A 20,581-nucleotide genomic window follows, 5' to 3' on the forward strand; every position below is an offset into this window, starting at 1 on the left:
TTAGGCTTTCATTTTGTATCCAACACCGCGCAAAGTCTCGATTTCTAGACCTGGGAGTTTTTGACGTAACTGCAATACATGTGTGTCAACCGTACGTGTGGTAGGAAAATGATTGTATCCCCAAACGTGATCGAGCAGTTCGTCGCGAGTAAACACGCGGCCTAAGTTACTGGCTAAAAACAACAAGAGATCAAACTCTGTACGTGTTAAGGTGATGGATTCTTCTTTGTAGAAAACTTCACGAGTCGCTTTGTCGATCACCAAGTCGCTGGTCGTCACTTTCGAATCATCTTGTGCTTCAGCGTCCGGAGAGCGCAGCTGCGCACGAATTCGAGCAAATAGTTCCGCTTCAGCGAAAGGTTTGGTTAAATAGTCATTCGCACCGGCATCTAAACCTGTGACTTTGTCTTTTACCGTTACCAGAGCCGTCAATAAGATTACTGGAACATCTTTTATTTTTTTCCAATCGGTTAAGTGCGCTACGGAATCACCATCAGGCAATTGGCGATCAAGGACCACCAAGTCTGCTTTATCCCAGTACTGTGCCACGTCCGCAATGGTTTCAGAGTGAAAACATTCGTAACCTGCTTGTTCAAGGCTAACTAGTAGGCCGTCAGCTAAATTTTTGTCGTCTTCAACGAGAAGCAGTGTCTGTTTCACAGGGTATCTCCAATATAAATGTTGTCGGTGGGCCGATGAGGTTCATAGTTCCGCCCATACGTCCGACCATCGATTCAACTATGGTTAATCCTAAGCCCAGGCCGCTTTTACTCACAAAGGGTTTGCGCAAATTGCGCCAATCTTTATGGGTTAACTGGCCTTGGTCTTTGACCTTTAGCGTAATCATGTCCACTGAGGTTTCAACCTCAAGTTGAACAGGAGCAACGCCATATTTAATGGCATTGCGGATTAAGTTGTCGATGCAAGTCCCTAGCCAGTAGACATTGAGCTTTGCCGCGACATCTTGGTTAATTAAGAACTCAACTTTATCGCCAAATTCTTCTTCTAATTTGAACTCAAGCCATTCGCTGACAGATGGTACCCAATCTGCTGCCAATGGTTTGTTATCTGATTGCAAATAATCTTTACTGGCTTCGGCCAGCTGGCGCAATCGCCTAGAATCTTCACATAATCGACGAAATTCGTCATACACTGACTCTGGCAGCTTTTCAAACTCTCGACGAAACCCTTCAACCGTTAGGGATAAACTGGCGATTGGCGTACGCAGTTCGTGCGTTAAGATCTGCAAAATCAGCATACGACTTTTCATTTCTTGGCGCTTGGTGTTCCAGCGATATGTCAACCACCCCAGTACCAGCAAAATGTTCGCGACGACCAAAACCGCCATACTGATTCGTAAGATCTCTGATTGATCTTCAATATCCCAACACAAATTGCCCCGCTGTGCGAAACAGCGTACCGCCGTGGATTTCGGCTCTACTTTTAGACCACTCTGATCGACATAGGTTTTCCAAACATTGTCTGGATACACTAAATATTCATCATTATTGCGAAGCCAGAGTGCATTTCGATCCAAAAACATGCTGGATCCTGCCAATAGCGCCAACATGGCAGACTCATCCATTCGCTGCAATCGTCCTAATAGGGTCGTTTCTGGATCGAGCGGACGCTCCTTGATGTGCATGTATTGCGATAGCTCATCCAGTTTTTCCGGATGCAGTGCAACGTAACGACTTGCGTAGGTTCCGCCGCCCGGATGAATAAGCGCACTGCGCGCAAACCATTTAGTGCTCACCGTGTTCCCTTTGCATACGGTTCGGGTAAACACCAAAGGTTCAGTCACCAGAGGGCTAAGGGGTAGCTTACCGGTACAATCTCTTGCGAGATCATACAAACGCTGAATGTCTTTGAGAGGATAATACGCCGTTTGCGGCAACATAGATTCAGGCGTGAGCAGGCGTGTGGGGTAATCGGCCTGTAGTACGCGAATGTCGTAACTCACCACCGCCTCAGAGCGGTCAAACATATCAATAAATGTGTCGATACGCTCAGGCAAAGAGTTCGCGAACGCCCCCTTCGTGGCCAGAGTTATCAAAGCAGTTATCAGTATGTTTACGGGTTTAATCACTGTAAAAATTCATTAAATCAGTAAGTTAGAAATAGAATAAACCATTATGACAAAAATAGACATTTCAAATGTAATATTGATGTCAGGAATCATTACCACTAAAACGCATAAAGCCAGCATTACGCTGGCTTTATCGTACTGTGAAGGGAGATTACAACGCTTTGGAGATGGCGTCGACACTCTCTTTCGCATCACCAAACAGCATCTGAGTGTTCTCCTTAAAGAACAATGGGTTCTGAACGCCAGCGTAACCGGTGTTCATAGAGCGTTTGAAGACAATCACGTTTTGCGCATTCCACACTTCTAACACGGGCATGCCAGCGATCGGACTGTTTGGATCTTCCAGCGCGGCTGGGTTCACCGTGTCGTTAGCACCGATGACAAGCACGGTATCGGTCTCTGAGAAATCGTCATTGATTTCATCCATTTCCAATACGATGTCGTAAGGAACTTTCGCTTCCGCGAGCAATACGTTCATGTGACCAGGTAGTCGGCCCGCAACAGGGTGAATACCAAATCGCACCTCCACACCTTGTGCACGAAGTTTTTCGGTAATTTCATGCACTGGGTACTGTGCTTGAGCAACGGCCATGCCGTATCCTGGGGTGATGATCACAGACTTAGAGCTCTTGAGCATCTCGGCCACTTCTTCTGCTGTTGTCTCGCGGTGCTCACCTTGCTCAACATCTTCAGAAATCACCACTTCTTGACCAAAACCACCGGCGATCACACTAATGAACGAGCGGTTCATCGCTTTACACATGATGTAGGAGAGAATCGCACCGGAAGAACCCACAAGCGCACCGGTCACGATCAAGAGATCGTTGGCGAGCATGAAACCGGCCGCTGCCGCTGCCCAACCTGAGTAAGAGTTGAGCATCGAAACCACTACAGGCATGTCCGCCCCACCGATGGACGCAACCAAGTGGTAACCAAACGCAAACGCAATCAACGTCATCACAAGCAGTGCGAACATACTGCCGTCAGCGTTGACGAAATGCACCATCAAAAGCGTTGATACCACAATCGCCGCAAGGTTCATTTTGTGCTTATGCGGCAGATTTAATGGTGAAGATGACACAATACCGCGCAGCTTACCAAATGCGACCACGGAACCTGTAAAGGTAACCGCACCAATGAAGACACCTAAGAACACCTCAACCAAGTGGATAACGTGCTCGGCATGCGTTGCTGCCTCTGGTGCGTCGAGGTAGCTGTTGTAGCCAACCAATACTGCCGCCATACCAACAAAACTGTGCAAAATTGCTACTAGTTCTGGCATTTCGGTCATTTCGACTTTCTTCGCATAGTGGATGCCGATACCCCCACCGATCACCATAGCAACTATGATCCACGCAAAGCCTTGCGATTCAGGACCAAAGATCGTGGCGATCAACGCGATCGACATACCAGCGATACCATAGTAGTTACCTGCGCGAGCAGACTCCTGCTTTGACAACCCGGCCAAACTTAAAATAAAGAATAATGCAGCAACAATGTAAGCTGCTTGTACTAATCCTGCAGACATCCTTGTTACTCCTTAGTCTTTACGGAACATTTCAAGCATACGCTTGGTGACGGTGAACCCACCGAAGATATTAATACTGGCAATCAACACAGCGATGAACGCCAAAAATGACACCACTCCGTTGCCTTGACCTATTTGTAACAGAGCGCCGACAACAATAATGCCAGAAATTGCATTGGTCACCGACATCAGCGGAGTATGCAGAGCGTGAGTAACATTCCAAACCACGTAGTAGCCAACGACACATGCAAGAACAAACACTGTGAAATGTGACAAGAAGGCCGCTGGCGCGACAGAGGCTATCCATGCAAACGCACCGACACCCACAGCTAACGCCGCCAGTTTCTTCACTGGAGAAGTGGGTTCTTCAACTTTCGGCTCTGCTTTTACTGGCTGCGCTTTTTTCTGCTCTGGTTGAGCTGAGACTTTGATTGGTGGCGCAGGCCAAGTCACTTCACCCTCTTTAACTACAGTGACACCGCGGATAACAACATCATCAAAATCGATGGTGATGTTGCCATCTTTCTCTTTGCACAGCAGTTTGAGCAAGTTGACGAGGTTGGTTGAATAGAGCTGAGATGACTGTGTGGGCAAGCGGCCGACCATATCGGTGTAGCCCACCACTTTGACACCATTGGCTGTGGTGATCACTTTGTCTGCTTCAGTGTATTCGCAGTTACCGCCGTTGGCCGCAGCCAAATCAACAATCACACTGCCCGCTTTCATGCTGTCGACCATCTCTTTGGTGATAAGCTTAGGAGCTGGACGACCCGGGATCAGTGCGGTAGTGATGATGATGTCGACATCCTTCGCTTGCTCAGCGTAAAGCTCAGCCGCTTTTTTATTAAACTCATCCGACATCTCTTTCGCATAACCATCGCCAGCGCCAGAATCTTCTTTGAAGTCGACTTCAAGGAACTCAGCGCCCATCGATTGAACTTGCTCTTTTACTTCTGGGCGCACGTCAAACGCACGAACGATCGCACCAAGACTGCCTGCTGCGCCAATCGCAGCTAGACCAGCAACACCAGCACCAGCCACCAAAACTTTCGCTGGCGGGACCTTACCCGCGGCGGTAATTTGCCCAGTAAAGAATCGACCAAACTCATGCGCGGCTTCAACTACAGCACGATAACCGGCAATATTTGCCATTGATGAGAGCGCGTCTAACGCTTGAGCACGTGAGATACGCGGCACAGCATCCATCGCCATGACATTAATGTTTTTGCTCGAAAGCTTCTCCATCAATTCTGGGTTTTGTGCTGGCCAAATAAAGCTAATCAGCGTGGCCCCTTCCTTGATCAAAGCCAACTCATCCAGCGTGTCATCGATAATCGGCGCATTGACCTTCAAAATGACGTCTGATTGCCACACGTCTTGCGTTGAGACGATGCTCGCCCCTGCGGCTTCAAACGCACCATTATCAAAACTGGCTTTCTCTCCTGCTCCTGATTCAACGGCTACGCTGAACCCCAATTTAATTAATTGCTCGACCGATTTGGGTGACGCAGCAACACGCGTCTCACCGGGGAGCGACTCTCTTGGCACACCAATCTGCATTAGCTATTCCTTGACTATTCGCAACACTGTTTGATTTGTTTTTATCCAACGTAAAAACAGACTGCAAGTCTTTTTAAAAACTTGCTGAAAAAATCATGAGTTATAACCGTTGGGAATGAAGGATTGTGCGTCTGAACGACAAAAAGGACAAGACAGAAACCATTGATAGGAGGTCAAACCAGTTGCGTCCAGTGCAAGCAAAAATTTCCTTTAAAACAACAAATTATCTTACTCACCAAAACAAAGAAGCCATCAGCATAACGGCTAATGGCTTCTTAGAGTATGATGTTCATCAAATTGAGGAGTTATCACAGCAAAATAATCAATCAGGCGCACTCTCTATGGGTTACTTTCCCATTACGCGTCTTATTACGTCACTGTTAACGAAAACTGTTAGTTAAAAATACTGTCACCCATTTGATCAATGAACATTTGTGATTTTTTCAGCATCAATTCATTGGCATCGTCTTTACTAGCGAGCACATCCGAGCGAATAAAACGGTGTGTTAGGATCTTGCCCTCTTTTTCTTTCTCAATACGTCCTGCAATACGGTATTGACCGCCTTCTGCAATGGATTCTTGATAAATGAGATAACCTTTATATTCAACCGGCTCTACCGCGACGGCTTGTTGTGATTTTCCGCCACCAAATAGACGTGAAAACAATCCCATTTATAACTCCTTACTTACGACTTTTCATGGATACAATCGGTTTCTCAAACCATTCCAGCTCCAAGTCATCATCAAAACGAGGCTTGTTGATGATCACCGGAATCTCATCTTTACGATTTTTACGGCGGTCGTCAACGATCAGGCTCACAGCAGAAAAGACCGCTGTCTCAGCATACTCTTTTAATGCCACTAAACGTTCTTCTGGGAGTGCAGAGAGAAAGTCGACATCAAAACGAATGTAGACTGGCCTCAATTGACTCAGCGCGAGACACGCTAAATCGGCCAATTGATCATGGTCGAATCTCTGAGTAAATTCTTCTCGCGCAAGCACGTGTCCAACTAAGGTTTCCATGTAATTGTGGACATCAACGCTAATCTGCATATCAATCACTCCTTTTCGTTATGCTTCTGGTATCAGTATGTGGAACATTACCTAAAATTGCCATGCAATAGAGTCATTTAGATATGATAGTGTTCAAACATTAAACATATGATCCAATTTGCTACTTAAGTTTAGTAAAAAGCTTGGATTTTCAGCAAATCAAAGTATTCTTATCTTTTGCTATTCAATATGTCTTTTTTTGTGGGTTTGGTTGTTGCATGTCACTGTCAGTAGTTTCCGCTAATTGGTTTCGGTTGTCGTTTCCGCTACTGCTACTGATATTCATCGCGTCTGGTATGAACAATGTCATCACATTGACGCAAGCCAACCTGGATATCACCTCGAAACTGCCTTTTGTTCTGTTTATTTGTGCGATAGCGTTAGCGAACGCGTTCAAACAGAGCCGAATCGCCATGGTCGCCACGACCCTTCTGCTTGCCTACTGGTTGATACAGTCTCGACTACAATCTCCACTATCGACCGGCACGACAGTGCTTGAGTTGTCGTTGTTGGCTTTTTTGCTGCCTATTGCACTACTCAGTGTCTACCCCTACAAAGATTCGAGTTTAATGTCTCGCTCATTTGGGCTTTATATGGTGACGCTGTCACTTATTATCGTCTGGTGCTACCTCGTATTGGCTCACTTTTACGATGGTGGTTTCGACGACATCAACTCAACATTTTTATTTATCGAACCCGCCGTATCGCGAATCCCACTGATTCTTGTGCTTTACATGTTTGCCATCACTTTAAGTGGCGCGATATTGGTCATGGCAAAAAATCGCATTATAGATGTGGTGATTTACTCATCAATACTGCTTGCATCTGTGACTTTTATCTTTTTCCATGTGCCTTTTATTTCGAGCACCATGTTCTCTCTTGCAGGCATATTGCTGCTGGTTTACTTACTGTCAGCCAGTTACGAAATGGCGTTTAACGATCGTTTGACCGATATCCCTGGACGATTGGCACTTGAGTCAGACTTAAAACACCTAGGTCGAAAATTTACGATTGCCATGCTCGATATTGATCACTTTAAGTCGTTCAATGACACCTATGGCCATGACACCGGCGACGATGTGCTGCGCTTAGTCGCCAGTAAACTTCAGCAAGTGGGCGGTAGAGCCCGAGTGTATCGCTACGGGGGTGAGGAGTTCACCGTCATATTTAAAGGGCGGTACGCCGAGCAGGTAAAAGAGCATCTAGAGGCGTTGAGAGTGTCGATTGAAGAGTACGAAATGATGTTACGCGATCAATCTGCGCGGCCAAAAGACAACAAACAAGGGACGAAACAGCGCGGTTCGGCAAAAAACCCAGACTCGGTAAGCGTCACCATCAGTATTGGTGTCTGCGACAGCCAGGAAACGCGCAAAGTGTCTCAAGTGATTAAAGAAGCGGACAACGCTTTGTATAAAGCGAAAAAGGCTGGGCGTAACCGAGTCGCTTACGCATAATAAACCCAATACGCGTAAATCAAATTCAACATAAATAAAGAGTGCATAAATGAAGAGTGCAACCAGCGCTCACACAATCACATATCGATTTCGGCCAGACGCCTTGGCTTGGTACAAAGCTTTATCCACTTTCTCAAACACCGACTCCAATGTCTCTTTTCCGCTAGGAACAAAGGAATAGACACCTTGTGACACGGTCACGTTTTGATGAATGGGTGAAGATTCGTGAGCGATAGCCAACGCTTCAACGGTATTGTGGATCCGCTGCGCATCTTGCTCAACCTTGTTTTCATCTGTATAGCCGAGCAGCACAATGAACTCTTCCCCACCATAACGGCCCACCACTTCGCCATTGCGAACAAACAGGCCCGATAATGCACTCGCAAGGGCAACAAGGCACTTGTCCCCTTCGATATGGCCGTATGTGTCGTTGTAAAGTTTAAAGTGGTCTACATCGAGCAGTATGAACCCGAGCGGCAGATGATGGCGACCATGAAACGCAATCAGCTCACGAGTTTTTTCATCGATTGAGCGACGGTTTGCGACTTTAGTAAGGCCATCTTCTGTCGCCAACTTTTCAAGCAGACGATTGGCCTCTTCGAGGGCGGCGGATTTCTTTTTATATTCACGACGCATGGCAGCGATGCGCTGCATGGCAATCAACTTAGAGTTAAGAACGATTTTATCCACGGGCTTGATCAAGTAGTCATCGCCGCCAGCTTCAATGGCTTTAGCAATGATTGCCGGCTCATCGTGACCGCTTAGGAAAATGATCGGTACCCACTCTTCATATAAATCACGAATTCGAGATGAAACTTCAAAGCCGTTCATATCCGGCATGCTGATATCGAGCAGTACCAAATCAGGCTCAAAGGTAGGATAGATATCCAAAGCACCGGCGCCAGAATCCGCCATTTCGACCGTATGGCCAAGCTGCTTAAGTCGAATGGCTAGCTGCATGCGTTCCATTTGCACGTCATCCACTAGCAAGATTTTCATCGAAGAACCTGCTTTATCCACGCTAACTACCTTGATTTAATTCATGAATATCGTAATCCGTTATCTAAAAGCATACCTTACCCCCCCATGTTCAGCCAACTTATGTTGACTTTTATACGGTTTTTTTTACGATAACGCCCTAATTTTAGTAATTAAAGAGAGCATCCTTATGTCTGACGAGAATCAAGCAGAACAAGCTGTCGTAGACCTGTCCACCGTTTCCGCTGAACTTCGTCAAGTGATTGAGTTTGATGGCGTACCAGAAGCTATGCACAACATGGTCGTCTCAATTCATGAAGTATCGGAAGAAGCCGTGCGCGAATCTTGGGAACAACTGCCAAACAGTGCGCAAAATGTTCTCGATAACTTTGAGCAGTTCCATGCGCTTGTGTCGGTAAGCCAAGCGTTTGCCGGGCTTAACGTAATGGAAGAGTTTCCAACGCTTAATCTGCCCAAAGAGATGACAGATGAGCAAAAAGAAGAGTACCGTGCGCAGCTTCTCGACCAAGTCCTGCACAACTGTGTGAAAGATATGGTTAAGCAAATAAAAAAAGCACGCCGCGACCCTATTCTTAAACGCGACTTTACGGATGTCTTTGCGAAGTAATGAGCGCAACACAACCGTTTTGTTAAAAAAGCGCCGCTAGGCGCTTTTTTAATGGCTATCTGTCACCGTGGGCAAGCGCAATGTCTTTTTGAGTCACGCTCACGCCTTTGATCTGGGCGTAGACCGTGATCCCAGGTGTTAAATTCAACTCATCTTTGGCCCACTGAGTAATGGTCGCTTTGAGGGTTCGTCTTTCATCTAGGCGCAAATAGACCGTCACACTTTGCCGTTGATCACCATGACGCACCTCTTCCAATTCCTCAATCGTGACCTTAAGGCTATTACGAATCGAGGTTTGCTTTGGCGGCTCTAGAGCTAAAGAGACATCATTGGCGCGAATTTGCAGACGTACTAAGTCGTCTTCACCGGCGTTGATTTTTTGCACCCAGAGCGAATGTGAAAGCGTTAAACTCACCTCTGTCAGTGCGTAGTGGTGATTGTGGCGCAGGACACGAGCTTCGAACAGCGAGCTTTGCTCCGAAAACGAGTGCCACGGGCGCATGACGTCTGAAGACCATACCTCCTCAATATTATCGCAAGCCACCACCCGACCGTCATCGATCACTACCAGTTGATCAGCCAGACGCAATACTTCATTCAAGCTGTGGGAGACATAAAGAATAGGTACGTCGATATCGGCAGCAAGCTGCTCAAGATACGGCATCACTTCGCGCTTTCTCGGCATGTCCAATGACGCAAGCGGCTCATCCATCAGGAGTATGTCTGGCTTGCGCAGCAATGCTCGTCCTATTGCGACGCGCTGCTTTTCTCCCCCAGACAACGCTTTAGGGTAACGACTCAACAGCGCGCCGAGATCGAGCGTGTCCACCACCTTATCGAAATGTGCCTTATCATCCCCCTTCACGCCATACAGCAAGTTACCTTCAACGCGATAATGGGGAAACAAGCGGGCTTCTTGAAACACGTAACCCACATTGCGCTGATGCACCGGGACATTGATCTTATTTTGCGAGCAAAACAACACACGGTCATTGAGTTGAATCCGCCCTTCTAGGGGCGTATGAAGACCAGCGACAGAATGAATCAAACTGGTTTTGCCCGCCCCCGAACGGCCAAAGATGGCGGTAATGCCGCGATTTGGCAACTCAAGGTCGATATCAAACGTTTGATCACCAAGTCGGGTGCGGTACTGAACGTTCAGCGCGTGAGAGTTCGTCATTGCCCTAGCCTTTTTTGACTGACTCGGCTTAACCAGCCAGAGATAAACAGAGAGAGTAACGCAATCGCAATTGAGATGAGACATAGCCTCATTGCTGCATACTCTGCGCCCGGGGTCTCGATATAGGTATACATCGCCAAAGGAATGGTTTGCGTTTCGCCAGGAATGTTGGAGACAAAACTGATGGTGGCACCAAATTCACCTAAGCTGCGCGCAAAGGCGAGCATCGTACCGGTAATAATTCCTGGTAGGGTTAAAGGCAGTGTAATGGTGGTAAAGATTTTCAACGGGGAAGCGCCCAATGTGGCCGCTGCTTCTTCAAGGCGTGGGTCGATTGACTCTAGACTCAAACGAATCGCCCTGACCATCAATGGTAGAGAGACAATCATGCACGCAATTACCGCGCCTTTCCAACTGAAGGCGAAGACCAGTCCCCAATACTCAAACAGATACTGGCCAAGCCAGCCTTGGCGACCAAGGGAAATCAGCAGCAAATAGCCAATCACAACAGGGGGTAACACCAGTGGCAGGTGGATAAGGCTATCTAGCACACTACGTCCGACAAACGACTTTCTAGCCAGCAACCACGCCAACAAGATACCAAGGGGGATCAGCCATAGCACCGCCACCCCCGCTATTTTCAAACTGAGCGATAAGGCTTGAATCTCGTAATCACTGAGCATCACTGACTAAAAATCCGTATTGTGTAAACAGCGCTCTTGAGTCACGCGTTTGCAAATAATCAAGAAATTCGTTCGCCGTGACATTGTCACTCACAACAGCAGCAGGATATTGAATCGGTTCGTGGCTACGCTCCGAAAGCGTGGCTACCACTGTCACCTTCTCTGATTGCATCGCATCGGTTTTGTAGACAATCCCTAATGGCGTTTCACCTCGCTCCACTAACGCTAGAGCAGCACGAACACTTTTACTGGGCGCGAGCGACATCTCTACGCTCTGCCAGACGCCAAGCCAAGTCAGCGCTTGTTTCGCATAGATACCAGCGGGAACCGTGTCGGTTTGCCCAACCGCGAGTCTTTGTCTGTTTAGTGCTTGTTGCCAAGATTGAACGTCCCCGACAGCCAAAGCGATCTGCTTCTTGGCAATGACGACGAGTTGGTTTGCCGCTATCTGTTTCACCTGGTGTGGTTCTACACTGCCATTGTCGATCAAATATTGCACCCACTTATGGTTCGCTGAAATAAACACGTCTGCGGGTGCGCCATAGGCAATTTGCCGCGCTAGAGATGACGAGCCACCAAACACAGTGGTCACCGAAACATCACGCTGCTGCTCGAATTCATTCACGAGCTTTGAGACCACATTGGTCATCGACGCGGCAGCATAAACCGTGAGTTTGTCTTGCGCCTGAGCGTGAAAAGCAAGGCTTAACCACAAAGCGAAGAAAAGTGAAAATCGTTGTTTCATTGTTTGTTCTGTGTCTCTAGTTCTGGCCAGAGTAAATCCAGTTTCAAATGCTGCTCGATGGCATCAGCAATACGATCGATGGCTTCAAATTGGCGCGCATTATGGTCTATCGCGCCGATATCCTCACCGGTTGCCCAACGCATAATCTGCGTCGTCGCCTCGGCCGAGTTAAAGATACCATGTAAATAGGTCCCAAAGACTTGATTACACTCACTCAACGCGCCATCCCTCTCACCCGAACTGAGCATAATGGGCGATACATCTGTGGTTTGAGTGCGACCAGCATGAATCTCATAGCCTGATACGGGCACCGTGCTGCCACTTAATGAGAGTTGGCCATCCACATTCGTGAGCGTTTTGGAGTCGGTGATCACCGTTTGAGTCTGTAAGTACCCTAGCCCTGCTGTGCTGCCTGCGTCACTTTCTATACCCAAAGGATCATCAATGTACTGACCCAGCATTTGGTATCCACCACAAATGCCAATCACTTTGCCGCCTAAACGAAGATGACGCTGGATATCGCGATCCCATCCCTGACTGCGCAAGTAGGCAAGATCGCTGCGGACCGATTTTGAGCCCGGCAAAATAATGACGTCTGCTCCCGACAGCGACTCCCCCTTACCTACGTATCTAAGGTGAATGTCTGGGTTGCTTCTTAACGCATCAAAATCGGTGTGATTGCTGATCCGAGTAAACACTGGCACCGCAACCTGAATCTTCGCGCTCGAATTGAGCGATTGCTGAGTATTGATTGCATCTTCCGCCTCTAACTCAAACCCGTGCAGATACGGCAACACGCCGATGACAGGCTTGCCGGTTTTTTCTTCCAGCCAATCAAGGCCAGGTTCGAGCAGTGAAATATCACCACGAAAGCGATTAATAATAAATCCTTTGACTCGCTGCTGCTCGCTCTCTGATAGCAGGGCCAGAGTGCCGTATAAGTGAGCAAACACGCCGCCCCGGTCAATATCGGCAACAATCACGACGGGCACATCCGCCTCCTCAGCAAAGCCCATATTAGCGATATCATTCTCACGTAGATTGATTTCTGCTGGGCTACCAGCGCCTTCGATCATAATCGAATCATAGTGTTCGGTCAGTTGACTAAACGAGTCCATCACAAAAGGCAGCGCTAACTGTTTATAGTTCTGGTAACCACACGCTTCCATATTGCTCAGTGCTTTACCTTGCACGATCACCTGTGCGCCAGTATCGGAATTAGGCTTAAGTAACACTGGATTCATATGAACACTAGGCTCAACACCGGCGGCTAAAGCTTGCACCGCTTGGGCGCGACCAATTTCACCACCGTCAGCGGTCACGGCGCTGTTTAATGCCATATTCTGTGGTTTAAATGGGGCAACTCGCACACCACGGCGAGCCAACACTCGGCAAAGACCTGCCACGACGACGCTTTTTCCTGCGTCAGAGGTTGTACCCTGTACCATTAGAGCTTGAAGAGGTGATTTCATATAAAGAAAAAACTACAATAAATCCATCCGTTATGTTGGCTGACGATACCACTCCCACCTTGCAATCGCTAATGTTTCGATAAAAAAAGCCCGAGGTGGTAATACCTCGGGCTCTCAATCATTCTGCGAATTAGAACGCCGCTTCAATCGTGCTACCAAACTGCTTGGCTAGGAAGGCTTTAGTCTCTTGCGATTGGAAGATCTCAACAAACTGCTGATACTCAGGTTTAGTCTCTTCCCCTTTACGGGTAGCGATGACCATAACAGCAAGCGGAGCATCGGTCGATTCGAGATAAATACTCTGTTTCTGCGGATCAAGCCCTGATGACATCACATAGTTCATCGTGATTGCCGCAGCATCGACATCATCCAGAGTTCTGGGTAACTGCGCCGCATCGACCTCGATGAATTCGAACTGTTTAGGGTTGTCCACAACATCAGTGAGCATTGCCGCATATCCAACGCCCTCTTTCAGGGTGATCACTCCCGCATCAGCAAGCAATAGCAGACCGCGACCACCATTAGTCGGATCGTTTGGTATCGCGATACGCGCTTTCTCTGGTAACGCATCTAAAGTGCGATATTTATTTGAGTAAAGTCCCATACGCATGAGGATTGAACGGCCGATTGAGACAAGTTCTGTACCATGATTTTGATTAAAACTGTCTAAAAATGGTTGATGTTGATAACTATTGATATCGATACTGCCATCATCAAGCGCCGCGTTTGGTGTGACATAATCCGAAAACTCGATCACTTGCACCTTTAACCCATGCTGCTCGGCTTGTTTTGCTACCGCCTCGACAACCTGGGCGTGTGGGCCAACCGTCGCTCCAACTTTAATCACTGACTCTTCTTTTTCGCCGCACCCGGTAAGTCCGACTACCGTGATGAATGCTAACAACGACACCTTACTGACTAACTTCATATTTCCCTCTCATTTTTAATATAAGCCTTTTAGATGGCTAGAGCTCCACTGTAAGCTTTCTATATAAAAAATCAATCAATTCAATTCGTAGGCGACAAATCATTTTAAATCATCAATAATGACACCCACCTCAAATGGCTGGCTTAAAACTTGCTAATATTTTCTCATTAGGCAAAAACGCCAAGCCAATGTGGCGCTTAGACGGAAAATTGACAATGTCGGAGACTGTTTTGAAAAAAATCCTACTTACCAGCGCGCTGGCTCTTGCGGCGACATCAGCACAAGCGAATAACTTCAGCTACAACTACTTTGAAGTGCGTGTAGGCGCCAATCCCTCGACATTAGGCGGTGAGTTCACCACTCTATTCACGGAAAACTCCCATTTGATCATTCGCGCCGATTCTCAGTTTGATGGCGATTATGACGTTGCCGGTGGTATCGGTTTTAATGGACCAGTAACACAATTTGCGGATGTGTATGGTCAAATGCTCCTTCACCAAACAAAATATGTGGCAGGTGATAGTGACACGCAGATTGAAATGAACATTGGCGGCCGTCTTTGGTTGACTGAACAAGTCGAAGCGACGATGCGATTAGGCCGTTTGGATGATTCCTCTGTCTTTCACGCCGGACTTCGTTTTCACTCTACTCAGCAGATGTCGCTATCAGCCGAGACAAGAAACAACGGACTCTATGGTCCACAATTGACGATGAGCGTACGTTTTCAGTACTGATGTTCGTGCTGCTCTGATGTGAAAAAAGCGCCGTCTTGGCGCTTTTTAGTTCCGCGGTTTTAGTATCCCTGTTTTAGTAACCTTATTTTAGTTTAATCGGTTAGCGAACAATCAACTCACGTGGAATCAACTCAATACCCGGATGGTAACGTTTTGCCGATGCGTTGAGTGCCAACGCCAACGCGCTGTCTGAAATCATTTCAAATTGTTGAGGCAAAGAGTTCACTTTAAAGGGAAGGAAATCAAGCAGACGGTTATCACCAAAGGTCCCCAGTTTGATGCCTTTGACCAACTCTGGTTGCTCGAGAAATACGTCTAATACCCCTTCCAGCAAAGTATACGAGGTGGTCACAATCGCATTGGGGAGCTCATTGTTGGCCAGCCAAGTACGCATCACCTTTTTCGCGTCAATACGGTTAAAGTGGTCACCATAGCCAATCACTACACTGCAACCTCGCTCTTCTGCCGCCGTCTTAAAACCCAACTCACGCTCTTTAGAGATATTGAGGTCTGGAAGTGCGCCAATTAAGCCAATAGTTGTGACAGCGTCACTAATTACGGAGTGAGTGAGCTCATTCGCCGCACCAAAGTCTTCACTGATCACGCATGAAAAAAACTCATCGTCTAAGGGACGGTCAATCGCGATAACCGGCGTGCCCTTATTTTGGATGTCGAGATAAAATTCATTGGCATCTGGCATCGCGCTCGCTACAAACAGCCCATCGACCTTACGACTGATCAACGCATTGACGACATTTTTTTCCGTATCCGCATCATCATCCGAACAGGCGATCAATATTTGATAACCCGCTTTTCGAGAGCTTTGTTCGAGAAGTTTTGCAAGCTTGGCATAACTGGTGTTTTCTAAATCAGGGATCACCAACCCAAACGATCGACTTTGTCCTGCGCGCAGCGTACTGGCGGCAAGATCTGGGCGATAGTTATGCTCTTCCACCACCGCCATCACTTTACGTTGTGTCTTTTCGCTGATCCGATATTTTTGTGCTTTACCGTTAATCACATAGCTTGCGGTTGTCTTGGACACACCGGCCAATTTGGCTACTTCATCTAGTGTCATATCTCTACCTTAATCTGTGCGCACGATCATAATAATTCATCAAAGATCTATCGCTGAGTTGAATTATAAGCTGAAACGTTTCAGTATAAAAGCTGAAAGGATTCAGCAAAGAATAAAACAAGAGTAAGGTCACTATTTTCAACCAAGTTGAACACTATTGAGGCGGGAACCTCATCGATATTACTCCATTCTTTGCTAAAACTTTTTTGTGGCGCGAATTTGCTGAATCGATTCACTAAAGTGGTTGCTGGTCTCAAGCTATACTGACTGCCCAGTAAACAGATGAAAGTAAATAGCGAGAAGAGACAACAGAAGTTGCACTCCGCGCCCACAGACTGAGAACGAACTGTATGACTTTTATGCTGGAGAAGCGCCATGCTCAAGCTCACTAAAACTGATATCACCCTATCGCAACAGGCCGATGATAAATTTGCCGCTATTCAAAACATTGCATCGACACTAGCGAGTAAAGGCTTAGTCGACGCGCAGTACGTCGAGGGCATGCTCAATCGCGAGAAGCAAAACTCGACGTTTTTAGGCAACGGCATAGCCATCCCACACGGAACCACCGACACCCGTCACATGGTCAAAGAGACAGGCGTTGCGATTCACCACTTCCCTGACGGTGTAGAATGGGGTGACAGTAACCGTGTCTACGTCGCCATTGGTATTGCGGCAAAATCGGACGAACACTTGGGCATTCTTAAGCAATTGACCAAAGTACTGAGCGCTGACGGCGTTGAAGAACGCCTAAAATCGGTAAAAACCGCGGATGAAATCGTCGCACTCCTGAATGGCGATGTTCAGTTAGAAGTGGATCTCGACGCGTCGTTAGTTCAAGTGGGCTTTCCAGCCAGTGATATGGTCCAGCTCAGCGCTGTCGCCTCTGGTTTGCTCAAAAATACCGGATGCGCAAACCACGATTTTGTTGCCGATATCGTATCAAAAACACCCACCCACCTTGGTCAAGGGCTTTGGTTAGTCGGCAGTGAAAAAGGTGTTCAGCGTAGCGGTGTCTCTTTTGTTTCCACGGCGAATCAATGCCAATTTGACGGTGAAAACGTCAAAGCATTAATCACCTTTGCAGCGTGCAACAATGCACACCAAGCAATCTTAGAAAACCTGACGCAGTTGATTTTTGATCAAACACAAACCTCATTGCTTGATGGCAGTGCCGAACAAGTCATCGCGCTACTCAAAGGCGAACAAGCAGAGCAAGCCAGCGCTGATGGCAATACCGCAGTCTTCAAAATTCGAAACGCACATGGTTTACATGCAAGACCGGGCGCGATGTTGGTGGCGGAAGCGAAAAAGTTTGAGTCAAACATTCGCGTCGCAAACCTTGATGGCGACGGCAAAGCCGTTAACGCGAAAAGCCTAATGAAAGTGATTGCGCTTGGTGTTAAACACGGTCATCAGCTGCAATTCACCGCAGAAGGGGCAGATGCACCTCAGGCACTGGAAGCCATTGGCAGCGCGATTCAATCTGGCCTTGGTGAAGGTTAAGGGGCGACCATGTCTGAGATTGCAACCAAAAAAGTCGTGACCATCACGTTGAATCCAGCGCTCGATCTGACCGGTAGTCTGGAAACCCTCAATGTGGGTAGCGTGAGTCTTATCAAAGAGAGCAACCTAAGAGCGGCGGGCAAAGGGGTCAACGTCGCTATGGTCCTACGCGATTTAGGTGCTGACGTCACTGTCACGGGTTTTTTAGGTAAAGATAACCCTGAACTGTTCCACCAACTGTTTTCAAACATCGGTGTGACAGATCGCTTTGTCGAAGTTGACGGCTCCACTCGTATCAACGTCAAGTTGGTGGAGAAAAATGGCGAGGTCAGCGACATCAATTTTCCTGGCGTCGAAGTAAACGATGCTCAAATCGCGCAATTTGAGCGAGTTCTGCACGAACTGGCGAATGATCATGACTACTTTGTCTTTGCTGGCAGCCTACCCGGTGGTGTCACACCGGCTCAGTGCGCAGCATGGATCGCTCAGTTGCGTGAACGTGGCAAAAAAGTCCTGTTTGACAGCAGTAAAGCCGCACTTGCCGCAGGGCTTGATGCCAAACCTTGGCTTATCAAACCTAACGAGGAAGAGTTGGGCGATTTCTTAGGTCAAACACTGGATACGCGAGAAGCGTGCCAAAACGCGGCACAAACCCTGTCTAGCAAAGGCATCGACAACATTGTCGTTTCAATGGGCGCTGACGGTGTGATGTGGCTGCACGACGATCAATGGCTCTACGCCAAGCCGCCAAGAATGCAAGTGGTCAGCACAGTGGGCGCCGGCGATACGTTAGTCGCGGGTCTATGTTGGGGCCACATGCAACAGATGCCAAAAACCGAATTACTCCAATTTGCCACAGCCCTCTCTGCACTTGCAGTGAGTCAAGTCGGCGTTGGTGTGACCAGCCAACAAGAGCTGGATCAAATTAAGCTTAATACTCAAGTTAATGAGCTTGCCTAAGCGAATCCGTTCGCCAAAACGTAGAAGCAAACTAAGGAACAGAAGGTTATCATTATGAATATTGCCATCATTACTGCCTGCCCGAGCGGCGTGGCAAACAGCATTCTCGCTGCTGGCCTGTTAGAAAAAGCAGCGAAGAAACTTGCATGGAACGCGACCATTGAATGCCAATCAAGTGTTGTTGACACCACTGTGCTCTCACAAGCGGACATCGATCAAGCGGATGTGATCGTCATTGCGGCGAACACCGAGGTTGACGACGCGCGCTTTGTCGGCAAAAAAGTGTTCCGCAGTAACATCAGCGCGGTAACCAAAGACGCCGTTGCATTTCTTGAGCAAGCAGTTAGCCAAGCACAACTCCTTTCCAGTGCGACACAATCGATTGCTGCAGCTCCAGCCACCTCTTCTGCGAAGAAAATTGTGGCCATTACTGCGTGCCCAACAGGCGTAGCGCACACCTTTATGGCTGCTGAAGCACTCGAAGAAGAAGGCAAGCGTCGTGGTCACCAAATCAAAGTAGAAACTCGCGGTTCGGTCGGTGCGAAAAACCAGCTCACAGACCAAGAAATTGCTGACGCAGACTTGGTGATCATCGCCGCGGACATCGAAGTGCCACTGGATCGTTTCAACGGCAAAAAAATGTACCGTACTAAAACCGGTCCTGCTCTGAAGAAAACCGCCGAAGAGATGGATAAAGCCTTTGAACAAGCGACGGTTTACCAACATTCTGGCTCAGCTAATCAATCTTCCGCTCAAGATGAGAAGAAAGGGGCCTACAAACACCTAATGACCGGTGTATCACACATGCTCCCTGTCGTGGTTGCAGGTGGTTTGATTATCGCGCTCTCTTTTGTCTTTGGTATTGAAGCATTTAAAGAAGAAGGCACGCTCGCCGCAGCATTGATGACCATCGGTGGTGGTTCAGCATTCGCGCTCATGATCCCAGTGCTCGCCGGTTACATCGCCTTTTCTATTGCGGATCGTCCAGGACTGGCACCGGGCCTTGTCGGTGGTATGCTCGCAAGCTCAACAGGCGCAGGCTTCCTTGGTGGTATCGCCGCAGGTTTCATCGCTGGTTACGCCGCGAAATTCCTTGCAGATAAAGTACAACTTCCGCAATCGATGGAAGCCCTCAAACCCATTTTGATCATCCCGTTTGTCGCGACCCTCTTTACTGGTTTGGTCATGATCTACATCGTCGGTGGTCCTGTTTCCGGCATTATGAACGGTCTAACAGACTTCCTAAACAACATGGGCTCTGACAGCGCAGTACTTCTCGGAATTATCCTTGGCGCGATGATGTGTTTCGACTTAGGTGGTCCAGTCAACAAAGCAGCGTACGCGTTTGGTGTTGGCCTATTGGCGTCACAAACTTACGCACCGATGGCAGCCATTATGGCGGCGGGCATGGTACCGGCTCTGGGTATGGGTTTGGCGACCTTTATCGCGAAAAACAAATTTGAGAAAAGCGAGCAAGAAGCGGGCAAAGCCTCTTTCGTACTTGGCCTATGCTTTATCTCGGAAGGTGCGATTCCTTTTGCAGCAAAAGATCCAATGCGCGTTATCCCAGCGTGTATGGCAGGCGGCGCGTTAACCGGTGCTCTGTCTATGCTGTTTGGCGCTAAACTGATGGCACCACACGGTGGTCTGTTCGTTCTTCTTATCCCGAACGCGATTACTCCAGTCGTCATGTATCTTGTCGCTATCGCAGCGGGTACAGCAGTAACAGGCTTTGGTTACGCGTTCCTAAAAGCACGCAGTGACGCAAAACAAGTTCAAGCACAAGCATAACACCCCCCAACCTTTTATTAGGTCTATGCTTAATCTGCTCAGCGCTCCTCTCCGGGGCGCTTTTTTATCGCTTAGAGCGGCGCAATCAAATAACTCTATTGATATAAAACATAATACTCAAGAAAAACATTGGAACGGGTGTTAAGCTCAATAGAATCCCACCATCTTCACAGTATTGCATATCCCCCTGGGGTAAACTTTTCGATGAATAAA

At 47.8% G+C, this 20,581-nt stretch carries 20 protein-coding genes; 7 read left to right on the plus strand and 13 right to left on the minus strand.

All coding sequences use genetic code 11. The features are described 5' to 3' along the window. The 4 genes from vxrB to pntA all read right to left on the minus strand — a co-directional run bounded on the left by vxrB (window position 1) and on the right by pntA (window position 5,177). Window positions 1–660 carry a response regulator transcription factor VxrB gene (gene vxrB, locus AC6R10_RS15725; protein ID WP_334551881.1) on the minus strand — a complete coding sequence of 220 codons (660 nt, stop codon included), beginning with the start codon at window positions 658–660 and terminating at the stop codon, window positions 1–3. Further along, window positions 635–2,065: a sensor histidine kinase VxrA gene (gene vxrA, locus AC6R10_RS15730; RefSeq protein WP_500672940.1), complete on the minus strand. Its 1,431-nt coding sequence runs from the start codon at window positions 2,063–2,065 to the stop codon at window positions 635–637. The genes vxrB and vxrA overlap by 26 nt, the downstream gene beginning before the upstream one ends. A 175-nt stretch (window positions 2,066–2,240) precedes the next feature. Continuing rightward, on the minus strand, window positions 2,241–3,617 hold the full coding sequence (gene pntB / locus AC6R10_RS15735) for a Re/Si-specific NAD(P)(+) transhydrogenase subunit beta (protein ID WP_500672818.1): 1,377 nt from the start codon (window positions 3,615–3,617) through the stop codon (window positions 2,241–2,243). 12 nt (window positions 3,618–3,629) lie between these two features. Further along, entirely contained in the window at window positions 3,630–5,177 is a 1,548-nt protein-coding gene (gene pntA, locus AC6R10_RS15740) for a Re/Si-specific NAD(P)(+) transhydrogenase subunit alpha (protein WP_334551883.1), read from the minus strand. A 125-nt stretch (window positions 5,178–5,302) separates the two neighbouring features. Here pntA and AC6R10_RS15745 point away from each other — a divergent pair, with 125 nt between their 5' ends. Next, window positions 5,303–5,578 (plus strand): hypothetical protein, encoded by a 276-nt coding sequence (locus tag AC6R10_RS15745; protein ID WP_487901494.1) that lies wholly within the window; start codon window positions 5,303–5,305, stop codon window positions 5,576–5,578. Here AC6R10_RS15745 and AC6R10_RS15750 read toward each other — a convergent pair. Both AC6R10_RS15750 and AC6R10_RS15755 read right to left on the minus strand, forming a co-directional pair. Continuing rightward, entirely contained in the window at window positions 5,571–5,849 is a 279-nt protein-coding gene (locus tag AC6R10_RS15750) for an HlyU family transcriptional regulator (RefSeq protein ID WP_500672819.1), read from the minus strand. The genes AC6R10_RS15745 and AC6R10_RS15750 overlap by 8 nt on opposite strands. Window positions 5,850–5,859: 10 nt before the next feature. Next, window positions 5,860–6,231: a late competence development ComFB family protein gene (locus tag AC6R10_RS15755; RefSeq protein ID WP_500672820.1), complete on the minus strand. Its 372-nt coding sequence runs from the start codon at window positions 6,229–6,231 to the stop codon at window positions 5,860–5,862. Between the two features lie 218 nt (window positions 6,232–6,449). Between AC6R10_RS15755 and AC6R10_RS15760 the strand changes: the two genes are divergently transcribed. Continuing rightward, window positions 6,450–7,685 carry a GGDEF domain-containing protein gene (locus AC6R10_RS15760; RefSeq protein ID WP_500672821.1) on the plus strand — a complete coding sequence of 412 codons (1,236 nt, stop codon included), beginning with the start codon at window positions 6,450–6,452 and terminating at the stop codon, window positions 7,683–7,685. Window positions 7,686–7,754: 69 nt separating this feature from the next. Here AC6R10_RS15760 and AC6R10_RS15765 read toward each other — a convergent pair whose 3' ends face one another. Then, window positions 7,755–8,684, minus strand: coding sequence for a GGDEF domain-containing response regulator (locus AC6R10_RS15765; RefSeq protein ID WP_420378199.1), 930 nt, complete (start codon window positions 8,682–8,684; stop codon window positions 7,755–7,757). 169 nt (window positions 8,685–8,853) lie between these two features. Here AC6R10_RS15765 and AC6R10_RS15770 point away from each other — a divergent pair, with 169 nt between their 5' ends. After that, window positions 8,854–9,291, plus strand: a complete 438-nt coding sequence (locus AC6R10_RS15770) for a DUF3069 domain-containing protein (RefSeq protein WP_334551889.1) — start codon at window positions 8,854–8,856, stop codon at window positions 9,289–9,291. A 55-nt stretch (window positions 9,292–9,346) separates the two neighbouring features. Here AC6R10_RS15770 and modC read toward each other — a convergent pair whose 3' ends face one another. The 5 genes from modC to AC6R10_RS15795 form a co-directional block, all read right to left on the minus strand. Next, on the minus strand, window positions 9,347–10,471 hold the full coding sequence (gene modC / locus AC6R10_RS15775) for a molybdenum ABC transporter ATP-binding protein ModC (RefSeq protein WP_500672822.1): 1,125 nt from the start codon (window positions 10,469–10,471) through the stop codon (window positions 9,347–9,349). Continuing rightward, entirely contained in the window at window positions 10,468–11,154 is a 687-nt protein-coding gene (gene modB, locus AC6R10_RS15780; RefSeq protein ID WP_500672823.1) for a molybdate ABC transporter permease subunit, read from the minus strand. Before modB ends, modC begins: the two co-directional genes overlap by 4 nt. Then, on the minus strand, window positions 11,144–11,899 hold the full coding sequence (gene modA / locus AC6R10_RS15785) for a molybdate ABC transporter substrate-binding protein (RefSeq protein ID WP_500672824.1): 756 nt from the start codon (window positions 11,897–11,899) through the stop codon (window positions 11,144–11,146). The genes modB and modA overlap by 11 nt, the downstream gene beginning before the upstream one ends. Beyond that, window positions 11,896–13,371 carry a cobyric acid synthase gene (locus AC6R10_RS15790; RefSeq protein WP_500672825.1) on the minus strand — a complete coding sequence of 492 codons (1,476 nt, stop codon included), beginning with the start codon at window positions 13,369–13,371 and terminating at the stop codon, window positions 11,896–11,898. The genes modA and AC6R10_RS15790 overlap by 4 nt, the downstream gene beginning before the upstream one ends. Before the next feature lie 130 nt (window positions 13,372–13,501). Then, a complete protein-coding gene (locus AC6R10_RS15795) occupies window positions 13,502–14,299 on the minus strand; it encodes a MetQ/NlpA family ABC transporter substrate-binding protein (RefSeq protein ID WP_500627188.1) in 798 nt (265 codons plus the stop codon). A 215-nt stretch (window positions 14,300–14,514) separates the two neighbouring features. Between AC6R10_RS15795 and AC6R10_RS15800 the strand changes: the two genes are divergently transcribed. Next, the gene (locus tag AC6R10_RS15800; RefSeq protein WP_487901486.1) at window positions 14,515–15,033 is read left to right on the plus strand and encodes a hypothetical protein; all 519 of its coding nucleotides are present in this window, start codon (window positions 14,515–14,517) and stop codon (window positions 15,031–15,033) included. A gap of 100 nt (window positions 15,034–15,133) precedes the next feature. On the opposite strand, the gene cra is transcribed toward AC6R10_RS15800, so the two are convergent. Further along, window positions 15,134–16,111, minus strand: coding sequence for a catabolite repressor/activator (gene cra / locus AC6R10_RS15805; protein WP_500631276.1), 978 nt, complete (start codon window positions 16,109–16,111; stop codon window positions 15,134–15,136). Between the two features lie 375 nt (window positions 16,112–16,486). Here cra and fruB point away from each other — a divergent pair, with 375 nt between their 5' ends. Genes fruB through fruA form a run of 3 tightly spaced genes read left to right on the plus strand, consistent with a single transcriptional unit; the run spans window position 16,487 to window position 20,368 of the window. After that, on the plus strand, window positions 16,487–17,617 hold the full coding sequence (gene fruB, locus AC6R10_RS15810; protein ID WP_500672826.1) for a fused PTS fructose transporter subunit IIA/HPr protein: 1,131 nt from the start codon (window positions 16,487–16,489) through the stop codon (window positions 17,615–17,617). 9 nt (window positions 17,618–17,626) lie between these two features. Next, complete coding sequence (gene pfkB, locus AC6R10_RS15815; protein ID WP_500672827.1) at window positions 17,627–18,577, plus strand: 1-phosphofructokinase; 951 nt, start codon at window positions 17,627–17,629, stop codon at window positions 18,575–18,577. 54 nt (window positions 18,578–18,631) lie between these two features. Next, window positions 18,632–20,368, plus strand: coding sequence for a PTS fructose transporter subunit IIBC (gene fruA / locus AC6R10_RS15820; RefSeq protein WP_500672828.1), 1,737 nt, complete (start codon window positions 18,632–18,634; stop codon window positions 20,366–20,368). The last annotated feature ends 213 nt before the right edge of the window (window positions 20,369–20,581 follow it).

The sequence above is a fragment of the Vibrio sp. R12-SG2-ISO1 genome, assembly GCF_059834045.1.